Source organism: Streptomyces sp. NPDC058650 (assembly GCF_042717315.1).
In the GTDB taxonomy this organism is placed as follows: Bacteria; Actinomycetota; Actinomycetes; order Streptomycetales; family Streptomycetaceae; genus Streptomyces.
Genome location: NZ_JBHXRL010000003.1, coordinates 332,156 through 354,811, shown reverse-complemented (window position 1 = coordinate 354,811; position 22,656 = coordinate 332,156). Strand labels below are relative to the sequence as shown.

The window sequence follows — 22,656 nt, the reverse complement described above, 5'->3', positions numbered from 1 at the left end:
ACTCCCCGGCCGCCCCGTCGCCTCTCCGGCACCGCTCAGCGGAGCAACGGGATGATGTCGGAGCCGTAGGCGTCGATCGTGCCCTCCCGGTTGTCGTGCCCAGCCACCACACCTGACGTCGGCTCATCGCCTTCCGGGCTTCCTTCCTCCCGAGTCGGCCGTTCCGGGCCTGTCGGGGTGGTGTGCGGCGGACTCTGGGCTCGCAGGGCCGCGACTTCGCCCCGTAGCTCGGTCAGTTCCCGGTGCAGTGCCTGGATTGCGACGACGGCCACCCCGTTGGCGTCGGTGCAGCAGATCGTCCTGTCGTTCTCACCCACCCCGAACGCTTTCCACCAGTCCTGCGCCATGGGTCCCAGGTGGCGTACGTGCGGAGGGTCCCAGTGATACCGCCACGTGCTGACCGGCAGCCGTACCACCTGTTCCAGCACCTGGTAGCCGTTGACCGGATCGCTGCCGCACACCGCCCCCGACACGGCCCCCGACGCCAGGCCGGCCGCGGAGGCATCCTGCCGCAGACGCCTCCTGACCAGGGCCGGCATCCACATCCTGGCCAGGATCCCTCTCAACCGCCGGCCGCTCATCGCTCCCATACCACCGCGGTGACCTCGGTCTTGAGCGCACGATCCGAGAAGAGCAGGCTGCCACCACCACCGCGGTTGGCGGGGTGGTCCACCGGCAGCTGGACGAGACCGTTCCCCAGCCCGCTGCTGTAAGCGGTCTCACCAACCGCCGTGATGTCGTGGTCTTTGTTGATCATCGTGGTGTCGTACGCGCCATTTCCGACCGCCAGAACGTTCGTGCTCGCCACGGCCGGAACGCTCAAGGCGCCGGTGCAGGTAGCCGCCGTGGCCGACAGCACCAGCAGACGACGGGTAACGCGCTTCGTGGACATGGAGGATCCTTCCTGCCGGGACGCCGAATGCGTCCGCGACACCCCTAACGGCCTAACGCCCCGAAAGGTACGTGGCCTTCCGCACTCGTCCCCGCGGGTTCTCTGGGGCAAGAGTGGAGGCCTGGTAACGCGAACCACCGCCGGGGCCGACGTCCACCGGTCGACGGCTTCTTGCATCGCGAGACGACCGGTCGATGTGCTGTCCGCCACGCTCCGCGCCGGTGCCTCCTGCGGACTCCGCCACCCCACCTGCTTGGCCAACCGACAGAGGCGGGCTGCCTGGGCTGAGCTGCTGTCGGGGCAACCGGAGCGGGCCGCCGAACACGCGGCCGAGGAGACGGCGCGCGCTACTCGGGCCGGCGAGCGCCTCTCGGAAGCCGAGGCACGCACGGTGCACGCCGCCGCTCTCGTGGCCCTGGGCCGACGGCGGGAAGCCGAGGAGGAGTTCGACAGGGCCGCGGGCCTCTGGGCGAGACTCCACTACGCGGACGGTGTCCTCAGAGTTGCCCAGGCCCGCAGCCTGCGGTTCCGTCCATAGCGGCTCGGATACGCCGCAGGACAGTGGAGGGCGACGTCCGCGGAGCCGGCGGACGCGTACGCAGGCTCAGCCCGCCAGCCCACTGATCGCGTCGCCGATGTACTTGGCGCCGAGGACGATCAGGACGGTGGTCATGATGGCCGCGTTGTGGGCGGCCATCCATGCCTTCCACTCACCGAGCACCTTCGCCGACTTCTGGCCGCCGAGGAGGTAGACGCCGAGCGGCAGCAGGGTGCACAGGGACGCGATCAGCACCATCAGGACGGCGGCGACCGTCTTCCCGCCGGTCGAAGCGGTGCTGGAGGCGATGGAGACGGCACCGCCGACCGCGAGGACCAGGTTCTTGGGGTTGGCGACGGCGAGCGCGGCGGCGAGTCCGGCCGATTTGCCCGGGGTGAAGGTGTCGATCGCCTTCATCCAGCCCGGCGGCTCGGCCGCGCGCCCCTCCCTCGGCCGGTCCTTCCACTGCTTGACGCCCATGAGCAGGAACAGCACGCCGAGCCCCAGCTTCAGCCACAGCGTCCAGGAGGCCGGGCCGTCGTCGTCGCCGGAGGCGTCGCCGCCCGAGCCTGCCAGGACGACGACCGTGACGAGCACCGCGAGCGAGACGACCCAGCCCGCCGTGAACGCGATGCCGTTGCCCCGGCCCTTGGGGGTGGCCAGCATGAGGATCACGGCGATCAGCGGCAGGGGGCTGATGGCGATGCCGACCGCGGAGGCGAGCATCTGTCCAACGGCGTCTCCCACGGCGGCCTCAGCCCTTCGCCACGATGGGCGGCAGCTGGTAGGTGCCGTCGAGGACGGTCTGCCCGGGTGTGTAGAGGCGGATCATGGGCCGGAAGTCCCCCTCCGGGGCGGGCAGCCAGTTCGCCGCCTCGGCCGGATCCTCGGGCCGCTCCCGCTGGATGACGACGGTCAGCGAGCCGTCCTCGCCGTATACGAGGCCGGGGGTGCGGTCGCCGAGCGAGTAGCGGCCGGCCGGGTTGGCGACGAGGTAGTAGTCGGGGGTGTCGTACATGGTCACCGACCAGAACGACTCGACGGGCGGCAGCTGTTCGAACCGCAGCGTGTAGGACCGGGAGCCGTTGAGCTGCTTGCCGTCGGCGTCGGTGAAGGTGTGCGCGTACACCGCCTCGTAGCCGTGGTTGCCCCACAGCGCGGCGCGCGCTGCAGCGGCCCGTACGAGGTAGGACGCCTGTCGGTCGGCGATCTTCCACTGCGGCGAGTCGATCGTCCCGATGCCGAGGTGGTCGAGGTTGTAGTCGAACAGGTGCGGGTCCGTCTCCCAGGCGCCCGGCGGACGTTCACCGTCGGCGGGCGGATTCGACGCGGCCTCGACCCGCGCCTTGCCGGCCGCGAGTCCCTCGGTGAGGGCCTTGACGAGGGCGGGGTCGGCGTTCACGTACGGCGAGGGGCCTTCTTCGAGGAGGCCCAGCGGCTGGAAGCGTTCCTGGTAGTCCTGGTCGGGGCCGGCGGGCGGGTAGTCCGCCATCCAGACGCGCAGCTGCTCGTAGAAGCGCAGCTCCTCGGGCACGTCGGGGTCCGGCGCGGGCAGGCCGGTGCGGTGGGGGGCCGCGTCGAGCGGGGTGAGCGTGAGTCGCTGTTGCAGGGCGTGGACCCGGGGCATGTCGTCGGGGCCGTCGCAGGCGTTGCGGCCGACGATGGAGATCACGGCGGTCGGGGCGTCGATCACTCCGCGCACCCCGTCGGGTGCGGTGCCGGACCAGCCGGGCGGGACGACGAGCCAGTCGCCTTCTTCCGTGCCGGTGGCGCGCTTTCCGAGGTACGCGAAGTTGTTGCTCCACACGTCCACGAACTGCAGGACGTAGTACGCGCCGGCGGTGTCCGGGACGTGGAGCAGGACCGGGCCGCCGGAGAGGTCGACCTGGGCGATGGAGTACACGGTGTCGTTGTTCACGGACACGAAGTGGGCGTCGGGGGTCGCCAGTTTGGTGGAGTGCCCGAACCGGTTGAACGGGGTGGGCGGCAGCGAGCCGAACCCCTCGTGCATGAACGCGGAGATCATCGACACGTCGAAGACGAGGGGATAGCCGTAGACGTACGCGTCGGCGGCCAGGGCCGGAAGGTCATTGCTGTGGGTCACGTACGGCTCCTTCAGCCTTCGTCGACGCTCAGGGCGGGCAGGGTCCAGGCGCCGTCGAGGACCGAGGACTCGGGGCCGTACACGCGGATGGCGATGGTGAAGGGCCCGTCGGGGGCCGGCAGCCAGTTCGCCGCCTGCTTCGGATCGGAAGGGCGGTCCTTGCGCACGTAGAGGGTGAGGCCACCGTCGTCGTCATACACGAGCCCCGGGGTGCGGTCGCCGATCGAATAGCGGTCGATCTCGTTGGCGACGAGCAGCCGCTCGGGCAGTCGGTACATCGTCGCGGACCAGAAGTAGCGGGCCGGCGGCAGCGCGCCAGGGGCGAAGCGGATGACGTGGTCGTGCGTGGAGGCGTCGGGCGGCCGGTTGCCCCGGTCGTCCTGGAGCCAGCCGGCGTACCACGCCTCCGCCGCCGGCAGGCCGTACAGACCCTTGTCGACGCCGACCGCCCGGGTCAGGTAGTCGGTGCCGTGCTCGGCACGGGTCCCGAACCAGTGCCTGGAGTCGGCGGCGTCCTTCTTCGCCTCCTCCAGGCGGGCCCGGGCGTCCGCGATGCCCCGCTCGACCGCGGTACGGATCTCGGGCTTCAGAGCGGCGGGCTCGAACTCGCCGCCGCCCGTCACGCCGAGCGCGGCGAGCCGGTCCCGCAGCTCCCGCTCGCTGCCGAGGACGGGGAAGAACTGGAGCAGGAAGTCGAGAAGGGTGAAGAACTCGACGGTGCCGAGGTCCTCCTCCCGCCAGACCGGCCACACCGGCTCGTCGACCGGGTGCGGTGCGGCGGTGTCGGTGAACTCCGACAGCGGGCGGAGCCGGTACTGCTCCTGGATCGCCCGCAGGGCGGGTACGTCGTCGGGCCCGGCCAGGTACGTACGGCCCAGGATCCCTAGGAGGAACGTCTCCGCGCGCAGCACCCCCGCGATGCCCTCGGGGACGACGCCGTCCCAGCCGGGCCCGGCGACCAGGTAGTCGCCCGCCCCCGAGCCGGTCGTACGGGCTCCGATGTAGCCGACGTACGAGGTGTCCAGGTCGTGCAGCGGCAGGACGTGGTACCGGTCCATGGCCGGCACCGAGATCACGTAGGGCTCGGCGCGCAGGTCCAGCCAGGCCCACGAGTACGGGGTGTCGTTGTTCGGGGTCACCACGTCGGTGTTGGCCGGGGTGAACGGCTCCGAGTAGTGGCGGAAACGGCCGAAGCCCCCCACGTACCGAGGGTCGTCGGAGTCGATCGCCTGCGGATACATCGTCCGGTAGTTCTCCAGGAGCGCGAACCCCCATACCCAGCCCTCGGCCGCGGTCCTCCGCGCCTCCTCGACGGTCAACTCCGGCACGTCGGCCTCCTCGCCCATAGCGCGCATTTCGCTCCAAAGTGTCACGCTCCCTCAAGCAGCGCATCCGCGGGCACCGCCAAGATCGGAATCTCGTCGAGCGCCCTGTACCGCCGACCTGCCGATGGGCTGGCGGGCCGAAGGTGTCGACCGCGGATCCCCGGAGGAACGTTCCATGCCGCAGCCGACTTCACGTCCCTCCCCGGGTGTACGACCACGGTCGGTTCCTTCCGAGGAAGGGGACGCTCGGCCACGTCATGGCTGCCCGGCGAGCGACTTCGACCACGTCAAGGACGAGACCCTGAACGCGCCGGTTCGGGCGCATCACCAGCCCGTCGTCGGTACCTCACGGACACCTGGGTGAAACCCTCACGCAGCCCTGCCGCGACCGCAGCCGGGCCGGCCCTGTGGTGTTCGGCCGACAGGTGGCGCGCAGCGCTGAGGCTGCTGGCGCTGAGAATGCGGCGCGGTTTTGAGACCCTACGGCTCCGCCCCGCGCCCCTTCTCGGCGGACTCCCTCCCGAGTCTCCGATGGCCGCCATCTCGCCGTCGTCACCCCCGGCTTCGCCGCGCTCGCTCCTCGGTCGCGGCCAGGGCTTGGTCCAGGGCGCCGAAGAGGTCGGGGGTAGCGGGGACGATGCCGTCGGCTCCGAGGAGGTCGGCGAGGCCGGACCGTTCCAGGAGTCGTACCAGCGGGGGCTGGACGCCGCACAGGACCAGATGGCCGCCCTGGTCGGAGAGCTTCCCGGCGTACCGTTCGAGGAGTTTGAGCATCGCGGAGGACGGCACGTCGGGCAGGGCCCGTACGACGAGGATCAGGACCGCCCCGCGGGCTCCGTCCACGCCCGGGAGCCTGCTCTCGATCCGGGGCAGTTCGGCGAAGAACGACGAGCCCGCGTAGTCGAGGACGGTGACCGAGCCGGGGGTGAGGGCCGTGGGCGGTTCGGCGGTCTCCCAGCGGCCGTTCTTCCCCCGTACGAGGGCGACGAGCCGGACCTGGCGGGCGGCCTGGACGCAGTACAGCAGGAGAGAGAGGACGGCGCCGAGGACGATGGCCTGCTGGAGGGGGAGCTGGGTGCTGGCGAGGAAGGTGAGGACCATCGCTCCCGCCGACATCCACGAGGTACGGAACACCAGCACGATGTCGCGACGCTTGCCCCAGATCAGTTCGCCACCCACGACCAGGATCAGACCGCCGATGACGGGCATGGGGATGTGTTCGGCGAGTGGGGCGCACACGAGGACGACGAGGGCCAGGAAGACGCCGGAGATGATGCCGGCCCACCGGGTGCGCGCTCCGGCGGAGACGGCGACGCCAGTGCGGGACATCGACCCGCCCGAAGGCAGAGACTGGAACAGTCCGCCGGCGAGGTTGGCGTAGCCCTGGGAGCGGAAGTCGCCGTTGATGTCCGTGCGCGAGCCGTCCGGGTTGGGCATGGAGGGCGCGATCCCTGCGGCCTGTGCGAGCGCGACGAGGGCCACCGAGACGGCGCCCCAGGCGAGGTCGGGGACGGCGGACAGGTCAGGTGCGGTGAGCGAGGGCAGGGCGGACGGGATCGCGGCGATGCCCTTGACGAGTTCCACGTCGACCGACAGGAGCGCGACGGCGACGCTGACGGCGACCATCGCGATGAGAAGGGCGACCGGTTCAAGTCGTTTCACCGCGCGGGCGAGGGCCCAGACGACGATCGTGGCGAGGGCGGTGAGCGTGGCGGCTGCCTTCCAGTCGCCGATGTGCCACAGCCAGTCCCCCAGTTGGTGGAGCTTGTTGTGGCCCTGGGGCGCGTAGCCGGTCGCGTCCTTCAGGACACCGGTGATGATCTGGAGCGCGATGCCGGTGGAGAAACCGGTCATCACGGCGTTCGAGACGAAGCTCATCACCGCGCCGAGCCGCAGCACGCCCATCAGCAGCATGACCACGCCGACCATCACGGTCAGGACCGCGACGTTGCCGGCGTCCTTCGGGTCCAGGCCCGCGTCGGACAGGACGCTCTGCGAGGTGAGCGCGATCGCGCTGGTCAGGGTGGTGACCATGAGGACCGTACGGGAGGTGAGCGAGCCGACGACCGCGGGCACCACGCCTGCGTAGAGTCCCGCGACCGGGTTGAAACCCGCGATCGCCGCGTACGCCATCCCCTCCGGGATCGAGAAGAGCCCCGTCACCGCGCCGGCACCGAGGTCGGACGCCTTTGGGCCTCCCAGCCGTCTCGGCCACGCGCGCAACCCCGCACCCCTCTCCTCTGCTCCCCGTGAACTTCGAGCTTGCTCGCGCATATGGATGAGCACCACGCGGGTGCGGCCATACGGGTGAGCGTGCTCGCCCACCACCAGCGAGGGTGCGCCGCGAGCACTGTTCAGCCGTTCGGGTGAGCGGCGGCCGGAGGCCGTCCGTGGGCGCGGGCCGTCCCCGGGCGCGCGACCACGCGCCCTGCCGCCGCTGTCAGGCGTGGCAGGGCGCTTTTCAGTGGCTGACGGGGACCCCGGTGGCCGGGGCCTCCGGGACGCCGAGTCGCTGGGCGTCCCTTTCCGGGCGCATGAAGAGGGCCGCCAGGAGGCCGGTGACCAGCAGCAGGGCCGCCGTGACGAGCCAGCCGTTCTGGTAGCCGATCGTGGCTGTCGACGCGCTGTCCACGATCCAGCCGAGGGCCAGGGGCGAGACGATCCCGCCCAGCGCGAAGACCGCGACCAGTGCGCCGAGGACGACACCGCGCTGGGAGGGCGGCGTGATCCGGGCGATGGCCGTCTGTGCGACGGTGATCATGACCAGGGCGAGGGCCATCGGGCCGAACATCATCGGGACCTTGATCCAGAGCACGTCGACGGTGGCGAACACGGTCACCGCGAGCGACGAGGCCACCAGCAGCAGCCCGGCACCGGCGCCGGCGGGCAGTCTTCCTCCCGTGGCGCGCCGGGCGGCCCGGCGAGCCAGCAGCCCGTGCGCCAGGAGGACCGCGCCGTTGGCGACGGCACCCCCGCCGACCGCGGTACTGGCCTGCTTGAGGTCCCAGCCGACAGCCGTCTGGAGGTAGTCCGGCAGCCAGGTGAGCTTGGCGCTCATCACCCAGTAGGCCGCGAACGCTCCCAGGGCCGCCGCGATGAACGTGCCGGAGAGGAACACGGACCGCAGTGGTACCTCCGGGGACCCGGGTCCGGCGTTCCCAGTGCGCGCCTGACGGCCCACGGGCGGGGCCAGTGGCCCCTCCTTGCCCTTCACCGTCCACACCGCCGCCCACAGCAGCCCGGCGATCCCCGCCGCTCCGAAGGCCCATCGCCAGCCGAAGTGGGAGATCACCGCCCCCAGGGTCGGCGCCGCCACCGCGACTCCCGCGGCCGCGCCCACCATGAGGATCGCGGTCGGCAGGGTGCGCTCCCGCTGCTCGAACCAGCCGTGCACGTGATGGACCGCCACGGGCGCCGCGGGCCCCTCGGCGAAGCCGAGCAGCACGCGCGTCGCGATCAGCGTCCCGAAGCCCGCCGCTGCCCAGAGCATCGGCAGCTGGGCGACCGACCACAGCAGGCCCATCACCAGGAGCAGCACCGAGGTGCGCACCTTGCGCGTCAGAAACGACACGCCGAGGGCGGAGAGGGAGAAGAGGCTGAAGAACGCGGCCTGGGCGGTGCCGAACTCCTGGCGGCTGAGACCGAACTCCTTCATGATCTCCGGGCCGGCCAGCCCCAGGACGGCCTTGTCAGCGAAGTTCACCAGCATGAAGGCCAGCAGCAGCCAGGTGGTCGTCCACGCCTGCCGGCCGGCAGGCGGCACGGTCTCCGGACCGGTGTGCCGCGCTGGGGCATTCTTCGTCTCCACGGTCATGCCCCTTGCTGTGCGTCGCCGTCGTCCAGGGGTGCGCCGCATCCGCAGCTGTCGTCGTCGACGACGCCCACGCTGATGGCTCCCGCGGCCCGCCGCCGCCCCTCGTCGCTGCGGGTCAGTTCGGTGGCGACGTCCGTGCCCTCGGCGACGGCGGCGGATTCGGCCGCCGCCCAGTTGAAGACGCCGCGCGCCATCGTCGAGGTCTCCCGCGCGGCCCGGCGGGCGAAGACCTCGGCCCGGATCCTGGCGACCTCGCGGTCGGCCGGTGCGGCCAGCGCGGCGGTCTCGGCGAGGTGCGCCGCCAGGCGCAGTTCCCCGCGGCCGAGCAGCTGCTCGGCCCGGTCCGCCAGCGCCCGCGCGCCGCCCGCCGCGTCGGCGAGTTCGGCGGCGAGCGCCGCCTCGGGGGCGGGCTTGAGGTTCGCCGGGTTCTGGTCGTACCAGCCGCCCCACAACCGCCAGAGGTTGCGTACGACGAACTCCGGCTCGTCGTACGCCGGGTGAAGGTACGGCTTCTCCAGGAGGCCCGGCGGAACCTTCACCCCGTGCAGCACCTCGTCGAGGCGTGCGCCGGCGTTCATCAGGTCGCGCGTCTGGTCGCACAGGGACTCCAGGAGCTCCGCCGTGTCGCCGAGTGCCTGGCGGATGCGGTCGGAGCCGAGGATCGGCACACCGTGCCCGGGGAGCAGCACCTCGGCGCCCAGCTCCTGCATGTCGCGCAGCGCTCGCGCCCACTCCACCGGATAGCGCTGGACCTTCTGCGGGTTGCCCGCGTTGGGCGAGTTCCAGATGAACAGGTCACCGGTGCACAGGGTGCGCAGTTCCGGGATCCAGACGTACGTGTGGTCGTCCGTCTCCCCGCGCGCGTGCACCAGCTCGAAGGTCAGCTCTCCCCGGCGCACGGTGAGCCGGTCCCGGTAGGTCGTGTCCGGGTAGCGGTACTCCGTCGGCCACTGGAGGGACGGGACGCCGAACTGGCGCCGGTTGATCCACGTGTTGTACCCGGCGGTCGCCCGGTAGCGGTCGAAGCGCGCTGCCAGCGCCTCGTGCGCGAAGACCTCGGGGCGGCGCGTCCCGGCGTCGGCCGCCTCCTTGTCGAACGGCGCCACGCCGAAGACGTGATCCACGTGGCCGTGGGTGTAGACGACGGCGCTCACCGGATCCGCCGAGTGGTCGCGCACGGACTGGTGCAGTTGGGCCGCCGTACGGAAGTCGCCCGAATCGACCAGTACCAGGCCGTCACCGGTGTCGAACACCGCCACGTTCGCGAAGGCAGGGAAGAACGCGGTCCGTTCGCCGACCGCTACGAGACCGCCGCTCGCGAACTCACCCGTGAAGTGAGCCAGCAGCGTCTCCTCGCCGGACCAGACGCGGTCCGCGTATGCCATGTAGCCGCTGGAATTGTGTTCTGTCATAGCGTCCGGCTCCTAGCGATCGCGCGTGGGCCGCCGTCCTGCCCGCTGTGGCGGCCCGCTGATGTGCGTAGAGTCTGCGTCGGAGGCGGACGGAGGGACATCCGTCGTCCTCACAGTCGAAAGCGACGGACCTTGTGATCTGTCACAGGACGAAGGGAGAGCTGGTGCCGAGCGTCCCTACGCCCGGGCGCCACGGGGCGTATCCGGCGCTGTCTCCAGCAGCGCAGGCTCTGGCCGCGCGCTGCGAGAGCCACGTCAACGAGCTCGCCCGCCACATGGCTCGCGACGCGTTCGAACGGCTGCCGGGCTACTCCGACCTCCCCGCCGACGTGAAGGACGTGGAAGTCGCCGCGACGGTCCGCACCGGCCTACGCCTCTTCCTGCGCCGCGTACAGGATCCCCAGGGGCGTGCCGGGGACTACAGCACCTTCCGCGAACGCGCCGCCCAACGCGCCGAGGAAGGCATGCCCCTGCACACGCTGCTGCGCAGCCACTCCACGGCCGTCTACGTCCTGTGGCAGGCCCTCCGGGACGAGGCCACCGACGAAGAGGCAGGCGCGCTCATCGAGCTCGTCGACTTCCTCCTGCGCAGCCACGAAGCCGTCATCGGCGCCGTGGCCGAGACCTACCTCGTCGAGCAGGCCACGCTGTCAGCGGAACGTCACGAGCATCACCGCTCCCTGGTGCGCGGCCTGCTGGACGGCTCGATGTCTCCCCAGCGTGCTTTCCAGGAGCTGGGCCTCGAAGGCCCTTGTCTCGTCGTGCACCTGCATCTGCCTCGGGAGGAGGGGCCGGCGACCACGAGCGTCGCGGACCGCCGCTTGGTCCGCCGCGTGCAGGCCGCCGTGGACCGCAGTCTGGGCACTGAGTCCGTGTCGCTGCTCGGCGTGGACGGCGGCCATGTGGTCGTTCCCCAGCAGGCCGACGACAGGGACGGCATCCGTACCTGCGAGGAGCTGCGCACCTCGCTGAGGCAGCTGTGCGGCGACGGCGTCAGACTGGCCGCGGTCACCGCTGCCACCGCCCAGGACGTCCCAGCCGCCGCCCGCACCGCCGTCGAGATCGTCCGGATCGCCCGCGCCTGCGGCCGTCCCCCGGGGTTCCACCTCATGCACGACGTCCTGCTGGAGTACCACCTCTCCCGGCACGACGAGAGCAGCGACCGCATCGCCGCCCTGCTGGACCCCATCGAGGACCGCCCCGACCTCATCGACACCCTGCGCGTCCACCTCGAACACCGGCACGACCGGCGCAGCACCGCACGCCACCTCGGCCTGCACCCCAACACCGTGGACAACCGACTCGCCAGAATCAGCGAACTCACCGGCCTCGACACCGGCTCCGCGCGTGGAAACGCCCTTGCACTGGCCGCCTTGCTGTTGCGTGGCAACGCACCGGGGTGACCGCCGCACGACAGTGACAGTCGGCGGTCCCTGGGGTGGGTGTGGTGGTTGCCCCCCACGTATGACGCCGACCTCAAGGCCATCAGGGTGCCGCGCGGCCGAAGGGCCTTCCGCATCGCGCGGACAGGCCAGGGGGCGCGGGACCGTGGTTCCCGGTCGGCACATGGCATTGCCGACCACCCCCGCCGTTCGTCATCGTCATCGTCATCGTCCGAGCAGGGCCCGGGCAATCGCGTCGGAGATCGGCTGGGCCGTGTGGTCCTCGTAGAAGCTGTACGCGGGGCTGGGGTTGACCTCGAAGCAGAAGAACTCGCCGTCGTCCGTGAGGACGAGGTCGATGCCGGCGAGGGCGAGGCCCAGCCCGGTGGCGAGGTCCGCGCAGCGCAGCGCCAGTTCGGGGGGCGGGGTCCACGGCGTGAGGTCGGCGCGGCCGCCGTACCGGCCGGCGTAGCGGTAGTCCACCTGGTCGGTCTCGATGCGGGTGGCGAAGACCTCGCCCGCGACGACGTGCACGCGGATGTTCACGCCGGGGACGTAGCGCTGGAACTGGACGGGGCACGAGCGGATCCGCGGGAGCCTGGCGGCGGCCTCGTCGTCGAGGGGCCGTACGATCGAGCGCACCGCGCTGATCGACTTGTAGACGACCCTGCCGTACCGGTCCCGAAAGGCCAGGGCGGAGTCGGGGTCGTCGGTGACGAGGGTCTCCGGGACGCGGAACCCGGCACGGCGGATCAACTGGGCCTGGTAGGGCTTGGAGCGGTTGGTCGCCGTCGCGGAGGCGCGGTTCATCACGCGTCCCGGCGCGATCTCGATCCAGGTGCCGAGGGCCTCGTGCCAGGCCTGGCAGTGCCTCAGCGTCTCCTCGCCCGCGCCCCGCGCCTCCGGCAGCAGCCGCCAGTCCATGAGCCGGGTGTAGATGCCGGTGACGTCGGAACACGGGACGGTCCGGCCGTCGCATCGCAGGTGCCCGCGCACGTCCGTGCCGTCGACGCGGACGTCGATCGGGGTGTCCGCGAAGCGGCGCTGGTGCAGCACGGCGTGCGGCAGGCCCCGGCGTCGCAGCGCGTCGGTGACGAGGGCGATCGGGCGCTCGCTCGCGATGCCGCAGACGATGATCACCGGGGCCTCGCCAGCAGCCGGGTCAGGTACGAGTGGAGGCCGTCGAGCATCGGGGCGCCCGCGATCCGCAGGTCGGGCAGGAGCGTCGCCCCTGCGAACCGCGCGCCGTGCCGGGCGTGTGCGTCGGGCCTCAGGTGGATGCCCAGGAGGTCGGCTCCCGCGCTGCGGGCGAGGCGGAGGCAGGCCGGGGAGAGGCCGTCGAGCGCTTCGCCGTCGTGGACGCCGTAGACGTCGTCGCCGAGGACGAGCAGGGTGCGGGTGGGCCGCCGGTCCGTGGACCGTTCGTGTGCGGTGTCGTCTGTCAGCCTCAGCGACGACACCGCCAGCCCCGCAGCGGCGGCGAGCACGGTCCACTCGGCGGGCGAGCGGAGGGTACCGGACAGGCCGAGGGGACTGGGGCGGTTCACCGTCACGGGAGCGAGGCACTGGAGCCAGCTGAGCACGAGCGCGTCCCACTCGGCCGCCGCGTAGGACGTGTCGGCCGGGGAGGCGAAGCGGAGGTGGTCCAGGGGTGCGTAGGTGAGCCGGTTGAGCACGCCGTGGACGGCGTCGCTCGCGAGGCTGCGGGCGCCGGGCAGGGTGAGCTCGAAGCTCGCCCGCTCGTGGCCGGGAGCCTCGTCGCCCGTGCGGGCTTCCTCGAACCTGTCCCGCCGCTCGTCCCGGCCCTTCCCCTCGCCCCGGCCCTGCCCCTCGCCCCGTTCCTCGATCCGGTGCGTGGACCGTACGGTGCGGGTCAGCGTCCCGGCATCGACGACCTCCACCGGGTCGAGCCCCCGTTCGCGCAGCCCGGCGGCGGCCCAGTGGGCCGCCCGGTCCCCGGCGTCGCACAGCACCAGCCACATGACGACCGCCTCCACGCTACGGCGCCGGGTCCTCGTGGACGAGTGCGCTCGTCGACACGTCGGGGCGCAGCTCCGGCGGGATGAAGTGCACGTGCGGGGAGGCGGCACCGGTCCAGGCGACGAGCGGTGCGAGGGGCGTGGGGAAGAGGTCGCCGACCATCATCAGCTCGTCCGGCGTGTCCTTCCCCTCCTTGTCCTTGTGTTCCTTCCCCTCCTTGTCCTTATTTTCCTTCTCCTTCTCCTTCTCCTTGCCGAGCTTCTCGGAGACGCTGAGGTGGAGCGTCCGCTCCTCCTCGTCGCGGGTGTTGGCCTCCAGGGTGAAGTCGGTGAAGCGATGCGTGTGTCCGGCATCGAAGGGGATGAACTCGATGGGAGGGACCTTGATGGTGAGGTGCCCGCAACCGTTGGGCGGGACGGTCGGCGTCACCTCGTCCAGGAGGAAGCCGTCGCCCAGGTCGGCGCCCGCCGCGGTGTCGATGATCAGGTCTCCCGTGCCGACGTTGGCCACGTTCACCACGATGTCGTCGGGGGGTACTCCCTGGACTTGGAGCCGTGTGTGGGAGCGTGGCATGAGGAGCCGCGGTTGATGGGTGTCCTCCTCGAGGTCCGACACGACCCAGACGAAGGAGAGCTCCTTGTCCGCGTTGTTCGTGAGCCGCACGTGCCACGGCAGGGCGGACGGCTTGGTGATGTCCAGCCTCACGAGGAACATGTCCCTGGGTTCGGGGGTCCAGCACGCCGTGCCGACCGGGGTCAGGGAGTCGTCTTGGATCGTCACGGTTTCGGGGTTGCGGGGCACGGTGGCGAACTTGCCCACCCCCACCCGCAGTTCGATGGTCGGGTCCGCTTCCCCGGGCGGTTCGCAGTTCCGTCCCGAGGCGATGACGCAAAGGAACACGCCCGTCTTCGCAGCGCCCACCTTGAAGGCGACCGGAGCACTGGGAGGCGGTCCCGCGGCGAGTCGCAGCGGCCCTTCCTCGGGGAACATCTGGAAGACCGGGTCGACCATGGTCACCACACTCCAAGGGGGACGATGTCGGCGTAGACCAGCCGCCCCGGGCCCTCGACGGCGGATCCCGTCTCGTTCGTGGCGGGCGGATGCGTCTCGTACTCCTGGACGACGATGCGCTGGGGGCGGTCCCCGGTGGCGGGGAGGTCGAGGTCACGGGCCTCACCGAGGGGCCCGGAGGTCCGGAAGACGGTGCTCCAGCCCGCGCCGCCGCCCGCGGTCGGGTCGGAGCCCACCTGGAGTTCGGTACGGACGACGTTCGACCGGGGGCCGGCCGGGCCGAGGCCTTCGACGAGCACGGTGGCCCGTCCCGTCGTGCGGGTGACGACGAGGCGTCGGTGGGGCGGGAGCTGGACGGGCTCCGTCCGCACCGAGGGGGACAAGGTGGGCACCCCGTCGACGGTGTGGGCCTGGTAGCGGGACAGGGCCAGCCGGACGAAGGGGAAGTAGGAGGCGGTGACGAGCGGGGACAGGTCGATGTCGGCGTACCAGCGGTCGGCGTCCTCGTCGAAGCGGACGGGGTACGCGATCACGTCGAGCGCGCGTTCCAGCTCCGGCAGGTCCGCCCGGTCGCCGCGCGGTGCGACGACGTCGCTCTGGCTGAGGACCGGGGGCGGGGCGCCGGTGGTCCAGATCGGGTCGCGGCCCGCGACGCTGACGTACCGCAGCACGTCGGCTGGGGCGGACGGTCCGGGCCAGGTGAGGACGGCGAGGCGTTCGTCGTCGCCGGAGACGTACCAGGGACGTTCGAGCAGGACCCGCAGGCCGCCTCCGTACCGCCACCGGGTGAGCGACTTCTGGCCGTCGTGCGAACGGGACCAGCGGAACGTCGGCACGGCGTGGAGGACCTTGGGCGCGGGCGGTCGGGCGGAGCTCGGCACGTCCGTGACCTCCAGGACACCCTCGCTCAGGCAGGCCTGGGAGTCTGCGGCGGTGGCGCGAGGGAAGCAGGCCTGGAAGCGGGAGACGGCGGTGGCGCGGTACGTGACGTGTCGGCGGCGGGTGTCGCCGAACTCCTGGCGGATCGTGGGGAACGCCTCGTGCTGGGGGGCGCGCTGGATGTCGTACGGGCCGAGGAACGCGGTCTGCCGGCGCTCGGCCGGCTTCTGCGGCGGGAGGTCCTCGTGGTCGTTCCACTCGGCGCGCAGGTCGAGGCGGCCGGTGCTGGCGATGTGGATGCGCAGGTCGTCGGTGCGCAGGACGGCGCTGGTGTCTCCGGTGGTCCGGCGGGCGGCGAGCAGGCCGGAGGGGATCGCCAGGGGGCGCTGCACGGCGTGGACGAGCGTGACGGTGCGCGGCGGTGTGACGAGGCGGTTGCGGCCCTCGACGATGGGCGCGAACGCGGAGGGGTCGGTGGGGTCGATGCCCAGCCAGGTGACCATGCCGAACAGCTGGACGCTGCGGGTGCCGGGGCAGGAGGGGATGTCGAAGGTGACCTCTTCGGCGGGGCCGAGCGCGACGGTGAAGGTGCGCTGGTCCGGGGAGCGGGTGAGGGTGCAGCCGCCGGGGCCACCGACGAGGCGGAGCGAGATCGGCGCGTACGCCGGCCAGGTGCCCTGCCACGCGCCGGTTCTCTTGTCGCCCACGACCGTTCCGTACTTTCCGGATTCGGGGTCGACGGGCCTGCGGCGTGGGTTCAGGGCGAGGTGCGAGGTGGCCGGGTCGGGGAGCCAGGGCAGGGAGACACCCGTCTCGGGGAGGACGACGTACGGGGCGGGCACGGTGGAGCCGGTCTCCGTTCCCACGACCTTCGCGCCGGCGATGTCGGCGACGGAACGGTCGGCTCGCTTGGCGACCTCGAAGAACTCCTTCACCTTCGCGGTCGGTACGTCGGGGCCGAGGGCGGCGTCGAAGGTGCGCTCGTGCTGGAGGGCCAGTTCGAGGGAGCACGCGGGGGCGAGGAGGTGGCGGAGGTCGAAGGCACGGTGGCCGTGGGCCGCGGCGTACGCCTCCACCGTCGTGTCGCGGTCGCTGCGGATGACCATCAGGTCCAGGGTCTCGCCGTCGGCCAGTTCGCGGGTGGGGACGAGTTCCGGGGGCGGGAGGGGCTCGAAGCGGTGGTGCCGGAAGACATTCGTCCGTTCCTCTTCGGGTCCGGTCTCGTCGGGGCGCAGTCCGCCCCCGGCGAGGTCGGCGATCCGGACGCGGAGGCGGTAGTCGCGGCCGAACCGCAGGCGGGGCAGCGATCCCGGGTCGGTTTCGACGACCGCGTCGAAGGGGGGCGGGTCGGCCGCCACCGGCATCTCGTCCCCCGTGTCGACGATCCGCTCGGGTCGCTCCACGACGGGGCTCCAGCCGTCGAAGCGCAACACGATCTGGTGGAGGTACAGGGCGTCCAGCGCGCCGGCTCCGGTCGTCGACGCTTCGGGGCGTACGAATCCCTCCTCGAGGAGGCCGGCGGGGCCGCTGCCGTCGGACGCGTCGTGCCCGATCGTCACGTCGCCGATCTTGTAGCGGACGCGCCTGCGGCAGAGGGGGAACCACTGCCTCCTGGCCACGTCGAAGACGTCCACCCGGTAGCCGCCGAGCAGAGAATCCGCCGTCACCGGCTGGGAGGTGAGGCCGGCGGCCGTGGCTCGTTGGGCGGCCCGCCGGAGCTGCCTGCCGTGTTCCTGTACGCGGTCCCGCTCGACGAGGGCGAAGCCCATCGACCGCAGGGCGGGCAGCGCGCCGACGTCGGCCCGGTCCTGCGAGGCCGTCCGGGCGCGGTCCGACTCGGCGACGCCGACCATGCGCAAGGCGGCGCCGTCGACGTCGAACGGCATCACCTCGTACCGCGCGGCGGTGTCGGAACCGGTGGGCGACGCCACGCCGGCTCCGGCCAGGGGCAGCATGCCGCGCTTGAGTTCGGTGGCCGCCGGTCCCGGCAGTGACGCGGTGACGAAGCGCTTCCCCTCCAGGAGGTAGGCGGTCTTCGGAGACAGGTCGTCCTGGGTGGCGTGGGACCAGCCGGGCGGCACGGAGCCGTCGGGATTCGGCCAGCGCGGGACGACGCGCAGCTCCTGCGCGCCGCCGGCTTCGGTCAGCGGAACCGTCTCCACTGCCAGGTCGATCAGCAGTCCGAGCGCGCGGAGGAGCAGCGGATGGTCGGCGAGGCGGGAGACGGTCTCGTGGAACTCGTGCACGGGCGCGACGGTGGGCGGCGGCAGCACCGTGAACGCGTCGGAGTCGCGCTGGTAGAAGGCGTACGCCTGGGCGATCGCCGACCGGGGTGCGGACGGGTCGTCCTCCGCCGTGCCGCCCAGAGGCACGAGTCGTGCCTGCCACATCGCGGTCACCCGGCTCAGCGCGGCCCGCAGCTCTGGATCGGTCTCGGGGACCCCGCCGTCGTGGTCGAGGTGGACGCGGGCCGTGGCCGTGTACGCCTCGCGTACCTCGGTGGCGGCCTCGGCGGCCGGGAACTCGCGGACGTCCCGTTCGTCGTAGGAGGTCGTCCGGTACGGGGTCACCGGCGAGTCACCGGTGAACAGGGCTTGCCATGCGGAGAGTTGGCGGGCGGTGGTGAAGCGGACCTCTTTCTGCTCGATGGTGAGGTGCGGGACCTGGTGGGAGACGACGGGCTGCGTTCCTCGGAAGACGTCGAACCGGAGGGCGGCGAGCCGTTCGGGCCAGGTCTGCATGCCGAAGTCCGACAGCTTCCGGTCTCCCGGGGGACCCAGCAGCCGGGGGGTGAGGAGGACGGACAGCAGGGCCATCGGGGTGGAATGTCCCGGGACGAGGGCGACCCGCCCGGCCGGGATCGGGGTCCAGACGAACTGTCGCCGCAGGTCGGAGACCAGCATGGGTCACTCCTTCGCGAAGGCCCGGCAGTACGTCTGCCACGGGAACGAGGAGCCCTGGGAGCCGAGCGCGGCCTCGACGGTCGAGGCCGACAGGGCCGCGTCCTCGGAGGGCTGCCGTGCCTCCACGGACGTCAGGGCGTCCCGGGGGTCGGCGGCGAGGCTGGGGCCCTTGAAGCTCTTGTGGCATTCGAGGGTGACGGAGGTGGACCAGAAGGTGAGGTCGACGGTGATCACGAGCCGGGCGGAGCCGTGCAGCTCGTTGCGCTCCACGTCGTAGGTGAGGCTGAGCGTCAGCTCCACGGAGACCCGGATCAGGCCCAGGACGGAGACGCTGCCGCCGATCCGCAGATAGCCCGTGATCTCGATCGTGCTGCCCTTCTTGACGAAGACGACACCGCCGAAGACGTGGACCTCGCCGGCCGCGATGCCGAAGTTCATGGCGACGCTGGCGCCGAACTCGATGCCGCCGACGAACCGCTGCAGTCCCCCGTCGGGTTCTCCGGCGCTCACTCCGAGCTCCAGATAGCCGCCGCCTCCGAAGCCGCTGACGGTGACGAGGAACGGCCGTTCTCGGGTGGCGAAGGCGAAGTCGATCTCGATGGGCCGCTGTTCGAGGGAGAGAGTGAGGCCGGTGCGGATGGCCAGGTTCTGCACGGTGAAGACGCCCATGGCGAGGGTGGGCACGGCGATCGTGTAGGTGGCCCTGATCTGGACCGCCGAGGTCTCGACGCGCGGTCCGCCGCGGCCCTCCTGTGGGATCTTCTCCGCCAGCGTCTTGACGAAGTTCAGCTTCCCGGCGAGCCGTGCGTCCGCGAGCTCGAAGGTCAAGGAGGGGGTCTCTCCGGAGTTGCCGGTGAAGCGGACCTTCTTGAAGGAGAGGACGACGAGGGCGGAGGCGCGGGTCGGGATCTCCAGCGTGAAGTCCGTGACCTCACCGGTCGTGCGCAGCCGGGGCCGACCGGCGACGAACTCGGAGAGGACCTCCAGGAAGACCGTGGAGGTGGGCGTCTTGGGGTGGAAGGGTTCGACCTCCGTCGTCAGCTTCTCGCTCCACGTCAGCTTCGCGGACGGCGCGCCGACCACATCGGACCACGTGATCTGCGGGCGCGAGGTGATGACGGACACGATGCGGCGGAGCGAGATGACGCCGAAGAGTCTGGCATCCTCGGCGAACATGTCCTGCGGTCTCGGCGGGAAGGGGCCGCCGGCGATCGGTCCGGCCAGCCGGGAGATCTCGGTGACGGCCATGTTCGGCGCGGCCACCATGCCCGTACGCGCCCCGGACGCGGCGAAGTCGATGACCTTCGGCTCCAGGAGGGCGAGCAGGACCTCGGGCCGCTGGCCGCCCGTGGCCGTCAGGAACGCCTTCGAGAACTCGGCCGGCACCGTCGGCGACGATCCGATCAGCTGGCGCACCGCCGGCAGCGCGACCTCCATGCGGGTGACGCGGGGGTGGAATCCGACGCCGTTCGCGGCGAGGGCGGCGCCGGTGCCGCCGAAGGACATCGACCGCACTTCCTGGACCGCGCCTTCGAGCGGCTGGGTGGCGGTCTTCATGGCGAGCGCGATCCTGCGGCCGATCTCTCGCGTGGGTTGTCCCGTGGCGCGCTGGACGCCCGAGCGCGGTCCGCGGGCGTACTCGGCGTCGTGAGAGGCGGCGTGGGAGGTGCCGACGGCCGCGTCGTCGACGAACAGCATCGGCAGCCGGAAGTCGACGACCTCCCGGTCCGCCCGCGCGCGTACGGTGAACTCGACGGTGGCTCCCGACCGCGTGGGCCAGAACGCCTTGCCGGGCAGCCACACCGCCGCGTCCAGGTCCGTCAGCTGCCGGGGCTCGACGGACACCTCCTGGAAGGGGAAGGCACGCTCGTACGCCTTTCCGGCGCCGTCGCCGATCCCGTAATGCCGTGTCGGCTCGGTGACGATCAGCGTGCGCGTCGTGCGGAGCGCCGCCACGGCCGGGTGCTGCCGGTCGAACCGGCGCTCGGTGACCTCGACGAAGGCGGCCCGGTGTCCGAAGGGGAAGAGCGCGCCGCGGGTGAGGACGCGGACGTAGTAGTCGCGGCCCATCGCGGTCTGGTGGGTCCAGTCGAGTGTGGGCCATGAGGCGGAGGCGTCGAACCAGGCGCCGAACGCGCTGAGGATGAGCCGGTCGACCGTCACGGGCGGATCGGCGGACTGCACTCCGAGGGCGGCGATCGTCGCCGTGTGGTGGCCGAGCGGGGTGGCGAGGGCCGGCTCGTCCGGGAGGGCCTTGACGGGCCTCACCCGCAGCGCGTCGGCCCCGTCGGGGCGCGTGATCCGGCTGTGCCACAGCTCGGTGGTGCCGTTGTGGCCGACGGCGGGCAGGGCGTGGTGCGTGCAGTGGGCGCCGTTCGGCAGCTGCAGGAGCAGCCGCCAGGGCAGTTCGAGGCGGGCGCTGTCCGCTCCCGCGGTCTCGGGCGTCGCGACCAGGGGCAGTTTGCGCATGGCGGTCAGTACGCCGTCGACGGTGAGCGGTACGGCCTCCTGGCCGATGGCGAAGGCCAGCCGTGAGGGTCCCGCGATCCGCGCCTGACTGGTCGTGCCCGTCTCGGAGACGGTCTCGGCGATGTGCTGCGGTGGGAACTCCACGATGAGCCGGGCGTCGGACCGGGCGGCGACGAATTCCACCACGCCGTCGGCGCGGACTCGTTCGCGCAGTCCGCTCCCGCGGACGGTCAGTGCGACGAGGTCGTCGGGGCGCAGCGCCTGGTAGGTCCGCACGTCGGCCCAGATGTCGACGAGCCGCCAGTCGGACCAGGTGCGGTCGAGCTGCCGGTGCATCAGGGCCGTACCGGCCCAGACGGCGAACACGTGGGTGGACCCGGCCTCGTCGTGGGCGGCGGCGATGTGGGGGGCGGTCGTGTCGTCGGTGGTGAGGTCGCCGCCGAGGTCCTCCCATGCGGTGCTCTCCGTCCACGTGCGGTGCCACAGTCTGTGACCGGCGACGGCGAAGAGGTCACGTTCCGTCGTGGCGAAGGCGGTAGGGCGAGGGTCGACGTCGGAACGTCGACCCTCGGAGAGCTGCCTGCGGAGGAGCGTCCACTGCTCTTCCGTCGGGAGCGGGTCGGTCGCCGCGGGCCGCGCGGCGAGCGGGTCGGGCGACGTCCACGGGGTCCAGCCGTGGCCGGCCGCGTCACCGAGGACATCGTCGACGGCATCGCCGACGACATCACCGGCTCCGCCGCCCGCCTCGGCACCGGCGGCGTCCCCGGCCTCGGCACCGGCCTCTTCGAGGCCCGTGTCGAGGGCTCCGTCACGGGCCGCCGCGAAGAGCCTGTGCTTCGTCCCGCGACCGCTGTCCAGGGCGAGGAGCTCGATCCGGCCGGGGCCGGAACGCACGGCGGTCAGCCAGCCGGTGTGCTCCGGCGCTCCGGGCGAAGGCCACGGCCGGCCGAGCGAGTGCCACGCGCCCCAGCGGCCTCGGAGCGCGTCGGGGGGCGTCGTGCGCGCCCTGTGCCATACGCCGCCGTCACCGTCGCCGACGAACAGGTCAAGGCGGCCGGGGGCGGCCGAACAGGCGGTGAGCGCGCTCACCGTGGAGCCCAGCATGGGACGTCACCTCATACGGCGGTCACAGCGTCTGGTAGGCGGGCTTCCCGGACCCCTGCACCTCCCGGATCGGTTTGGCGGACGCCGGCGCGGCGCCGAGCGGGGAGTCGGCGGCCATGCGGCCGTAGAACCACTGCACGAGGTCGATGTAGTAGTCCCACGGGAAGTACGGACCCGGGTCGGTGTGGCTGTTGTTGGGCACGTTGTAGTGTCCGCCGAAGCCCGTGAACCAGTCGCGCTCGTTCGGGGCGAGCGGCACCTCGACCGGGATGGCGTACGTGTGGCACAAGTACGCCGACAGCTCCGCCGAGGACTCCATCATCTCCGTGGTCCAGTCTTGGGGGCCGGTCGCGCCTGTGTACCCGTACTCGTGCTCGATGCCGATGTAGCGGGTGTTTCCTCCCTTGCAGTGCCAGGCCGTGTACCGCCCGTCCCGTGGGCCGTTGGTGTCGGGGTCGGGCAGCGGGACCATCTGGATGCGCCGGCCGTTCCTGGCGACGATGAAGTGCGCCGAGACCTTGGACGCGGGGTTCTGGAAGTGGCCGATGGCTCCCTCGTACTTGCCCTGGGTGTAGTGGACGACGATGCCCCGCGGGACCAGCGGACCGTACGCGTCACGGTTCGGACTGTTCGTGTACGGAATACCGAGGCTCCGCAGGTTGCCCAGGTCCTGATGGAAGGCCAGACCCGATTGCTCGGGCGCCTCGCCGTCCGTCTGCACGGCGTACGTCGACACCTCCCCGCAATTCGGGCAGGTGAACTGCATGTTCTTGATGGTCATGTCGCTCTCCGGAGACTGATCCGGCTCAGGGAGATTCCCTCCACACAGGGGAGGAGAACGAT

General features: G+C 71.7%; 16 protein-coding genes. 2 read left to right on the top strand and 14 right to left on the bottom strand.

The genetic code is table 11. The features are described from left to right. Positions 1–35: 35 nt before the first annotated feature. Together ACFWWU_RS07675 and ACFWWU_RS07670 are read right to left on the bottom strand one after the other, a co-directional pair. A complete protein-coding gene (locus tag ACFWWU_RS07675; protein ID WP_384140405.1) occupies positions 36–539 on the bottom strand; it encodes a hypothetical protein in 504 nt (167 codons plus the stop codon). Between the two features lie 38 nt (positions 540–577). Continuing rightward, positions 578–892 (bottom strand): hypothetical protein, encoded by a 315-nt coding sequence (locus ACFWWU_RS07670; protein WP_328486095.1) that lies wholly within the window; start codon positions 890–892, stop codon positions 578–580. Positions 893–1,145: 253 nt separating this feature from the next. Here ACFWWU_RS07670 and ACFWWU_RS07665 point away from each other — a divergent pair, with 253 nt between their 5' ends. Further along, positions 1,146–1,430, top strand: coding sequence for a hypothetical protein (locus ACFWWU_RS07665; protein ID WP_384140402.1), 285 nt, complete (start codon positions 1,146–1,148; stop codon positions 1,428–1,430). Between the two features lie 66 nt (positions 1,431–1,496). Here ACFWWU_RS07665 and ACFWWU_RS07660 read toward each other — a convergent pair whose 3' ends face one another. From ACFWWU_RS07660 to ACFWWU_RS07635, 6 genes are all read right to left on the bottom strand, one after another. Further along, positions 1,497–2,177 carry a GAP family protein gene (locus tag ACFWWU_RS07660; protein ID WP_384140399.1) on the bottom strand — a complete coding sequence of 227 codons (681 nt, stop codon included), beginning with the start codon at positions 2,175–2,177 and terminating at the stop codon, positions 1,497–1,499. Positions 2,178–2,184: 7 nt separating this feature from the next. Then, positions 2,185–3,534 carry a DUF1254 domain-containing protein gene (locus ACFWWU_RS07655; protein WP_384140396.1) on the bottom strand — a complete coding sequence of 450 codons (1,350 nt, stop codon included), beginning with the start codon at positions 3,532–3,534 and terminating at the stop codon, positions 2,185–2,187. Positions 3,535–3,545: 11 nt separating this feature from the next. Beyond that, positions 3,546–4,862, bottom strand: a complete 1,317-nt coding sequence (locus tag ACFWWU_RS07650; protein ID WP_384140394.1) for a DUF1254 domain-containing protein — start codon at positions 4,860–4,862, stop codon at positions 3,546–3,548. Positions 4,863–5,411: 549 nt separating this feature from the next. Next, positions 5,412–7,133: a SulP family inorganic anion transporter gene (locus ACFWWU_RS07645; RefSeq protein ID WP_384140667.1), complete on the bottom strand. Its 1,722-nt coding sequence runs from the start codon at positions 7,131–7,133 to the stop codon at positions 5,412–5,414. 187 nt (positions 7,134–7,320) lie between these two features. Beyond that, positions 7,321–8,667, bottom strand: a complete 1,347-nt coding sequence (locus tag ACFWWU_RS07640) for an MFS transporter (protein ID WP_384140391.1) — start codon at positions 8,665–8,667, stop codon at positions 7,321–7,323. Positions 8,668–8,669: 2 nt separating this feature from the next. Then, complete coding sequence (locus ACFWWU_RS07635) at positions 8,670–10,085, bottom strand: alkyl sulfatase dimerization domain-containing protein (protein ID WP_384140388.1); 1,416 nt, start codon at positions 10,083–10,085, stop codon at positions 8,670–8,672. Between the two features lie 164 nt (positions 10,086–10,249). Between ACFWWU_RS07635 and ACFWWU_RS07630 the strand changes: the two genes are divergently transcribed. Then, positions 10,250–11,488 carry a PucR family transcriptional regulator gene (locus ACFWWU_RS07630; protein WP_384140386.1) on the top strand — a complete coding sequence of 413 codons (1,239 nt, stop codon included), beginning with the start codon at positions 10,250–10,252 and terminating at the stop codon, positions 11,486–11,488. Positions 11,489–11,692: 204 nt separating this feature from the next. Here ACFWWU_RS07630 and ACFWWU_RS07625 read toward each other — a convergent pair whose 3' ends face one another. Genes ACFWWU_RS07625 through ACFWWU_RS07600 form a run of 6 tightly spaced genes read right to left on the bottom strand, consistent with a single transcriptional unit; the run spans position 11,693 to position 22,594 of the window. Beyond that, complete coding sequence (locus ACFWWU_RS07625; protein WP_384140383.1) at positions 11,693–12,607, bottom strand: RimK family alpha-L-glutamate ligase; 915 nt, start codon at positions 12,605–12,607, stop codon at positions 11,693–11,695. Beyond that, on the bottom strand, positions 12,604–13,464 hold the full coding sequence (locus ACFWWU_RS07620; RefSeq protein WP_384140380.1) for a hypothetical protein: 861 nt from the start codon (positions 13,462–13,464) through the stop codon (positions 12,604–12,606). The genes ACFWWU_RS07625 and ACFWWU_RS07620 overlap by 4 nt, the downstream gene beginning before the upstream one ends. Before the next feature lies 1 nt (position 13,465). Continuing rightward, positions 13,466–14,458, bottom strand: a complete 993-nt coding sequence (locus tag ACFWWU_RS07615; RefSeq protein WP_384140377.1) for a hypothetical protein — start codon at positions 14,456–14,458, stop codon at positions 13,466–13,468. 2 nt (positions 14,459–14,460) lie between these two features. Continuing rightward, entirely contained in the window at positions 14,461–18,240 is a 3,780-nt protein-coding gene (locus tag ACFWWU_RS07610; RefSeq protein WP_384140374.1) for a hypothetical protein, read from the bottom strand. Between the two features lie 3 nt (positions 18,241–18,243). Further along, entirely contained in the window at positions 18,244–21,813 is a 3,570-nt protein-coding gene (locus tag ACFWWU_RS07605; protein WP_384140372.1) for a hypothetical protein, read from the bottom strand. A 22-nt stretch (positions 21,814–21,835) separates the two neighbouring features. Further along, a complete protein-coding gene (locus ACFWWU_RS07600; RefSeq protein ID WP_384140369.1) occupies positions 21,836–22,594 on the bottom strand; it encodes an N-acetylmuramoyl-L-alanine amidase in 759 nt (252 codons plus the stop codon). Positions 22,595–22,656: the final 62 nt, after the last annotated feature.

What these genes read in the sequence shown, in the direction of transcription:
- ACFWWU_RS07675 (WP_384140405.1), bottom strand. Translation starts at nt 539, where the DNA reads ATGCCGGCCCTGGTCAGGAGGCGTCTGCGGCAGGATGCCTCCGCGGCC.
- ACFWWU_RS07670 (WP_328486095.1), bottom strand. Translation starts at nt 892, where the DNA reads ATGTCCACGAAGCGCGTTACCCGTCGTCTGCTGGTGCTGTCGGCCACG.
- ACFWWU_RS07645 (WP_384140667.1), bottom strand. Translation starts at nt 7,133, where the DNA reads ATGCGCGAGCAAGCTCGAAGTTCACGGGGAGCAGAGGAGAGGGGTGCG.
- ACFWWU_RS07635 (WP_384140388.1), bottom strand. Translation starts at nt 10,085, where the DNA reads ATGACAGAACACAATTCCAGCGGCTACATGGCATACGCGGACCGCGTC.
- ACFWWU_RS07615 (WP_384140377.1), bottom strand. Translation starts at nt 14,458, where the DNA reads ATGGTCGACCCGGTCTTCCAGATGTTCCCCGAGGAAGGGCCGCTGCGA.
- ACFWWU_RS07610 (WP_384140374.1), bottom strand. Translation starts at nt 18,240, where the DNA reads ATGCTGGTCTCCGACCTGCGGCGACAGTTCGTCTGGACCCCGATCCCG.
- ACFWWU_RS07605 (WP_384140372.1), bottom strand. Translation starts at nt 21,813, where the DNA reads ATGCTGGGCTCCACGGTGAGCGCGCTCACCGCCTGTTCGGCCGCCCCC.
- ACFWWU_RS07600 (WP_384140369.1), bottom strand. Translation starts at nt 22,594, where the DNA reads ATGACCATCAAGAACATGCAGTTCACCTGCCCGAATTGCGGGGAGGTG.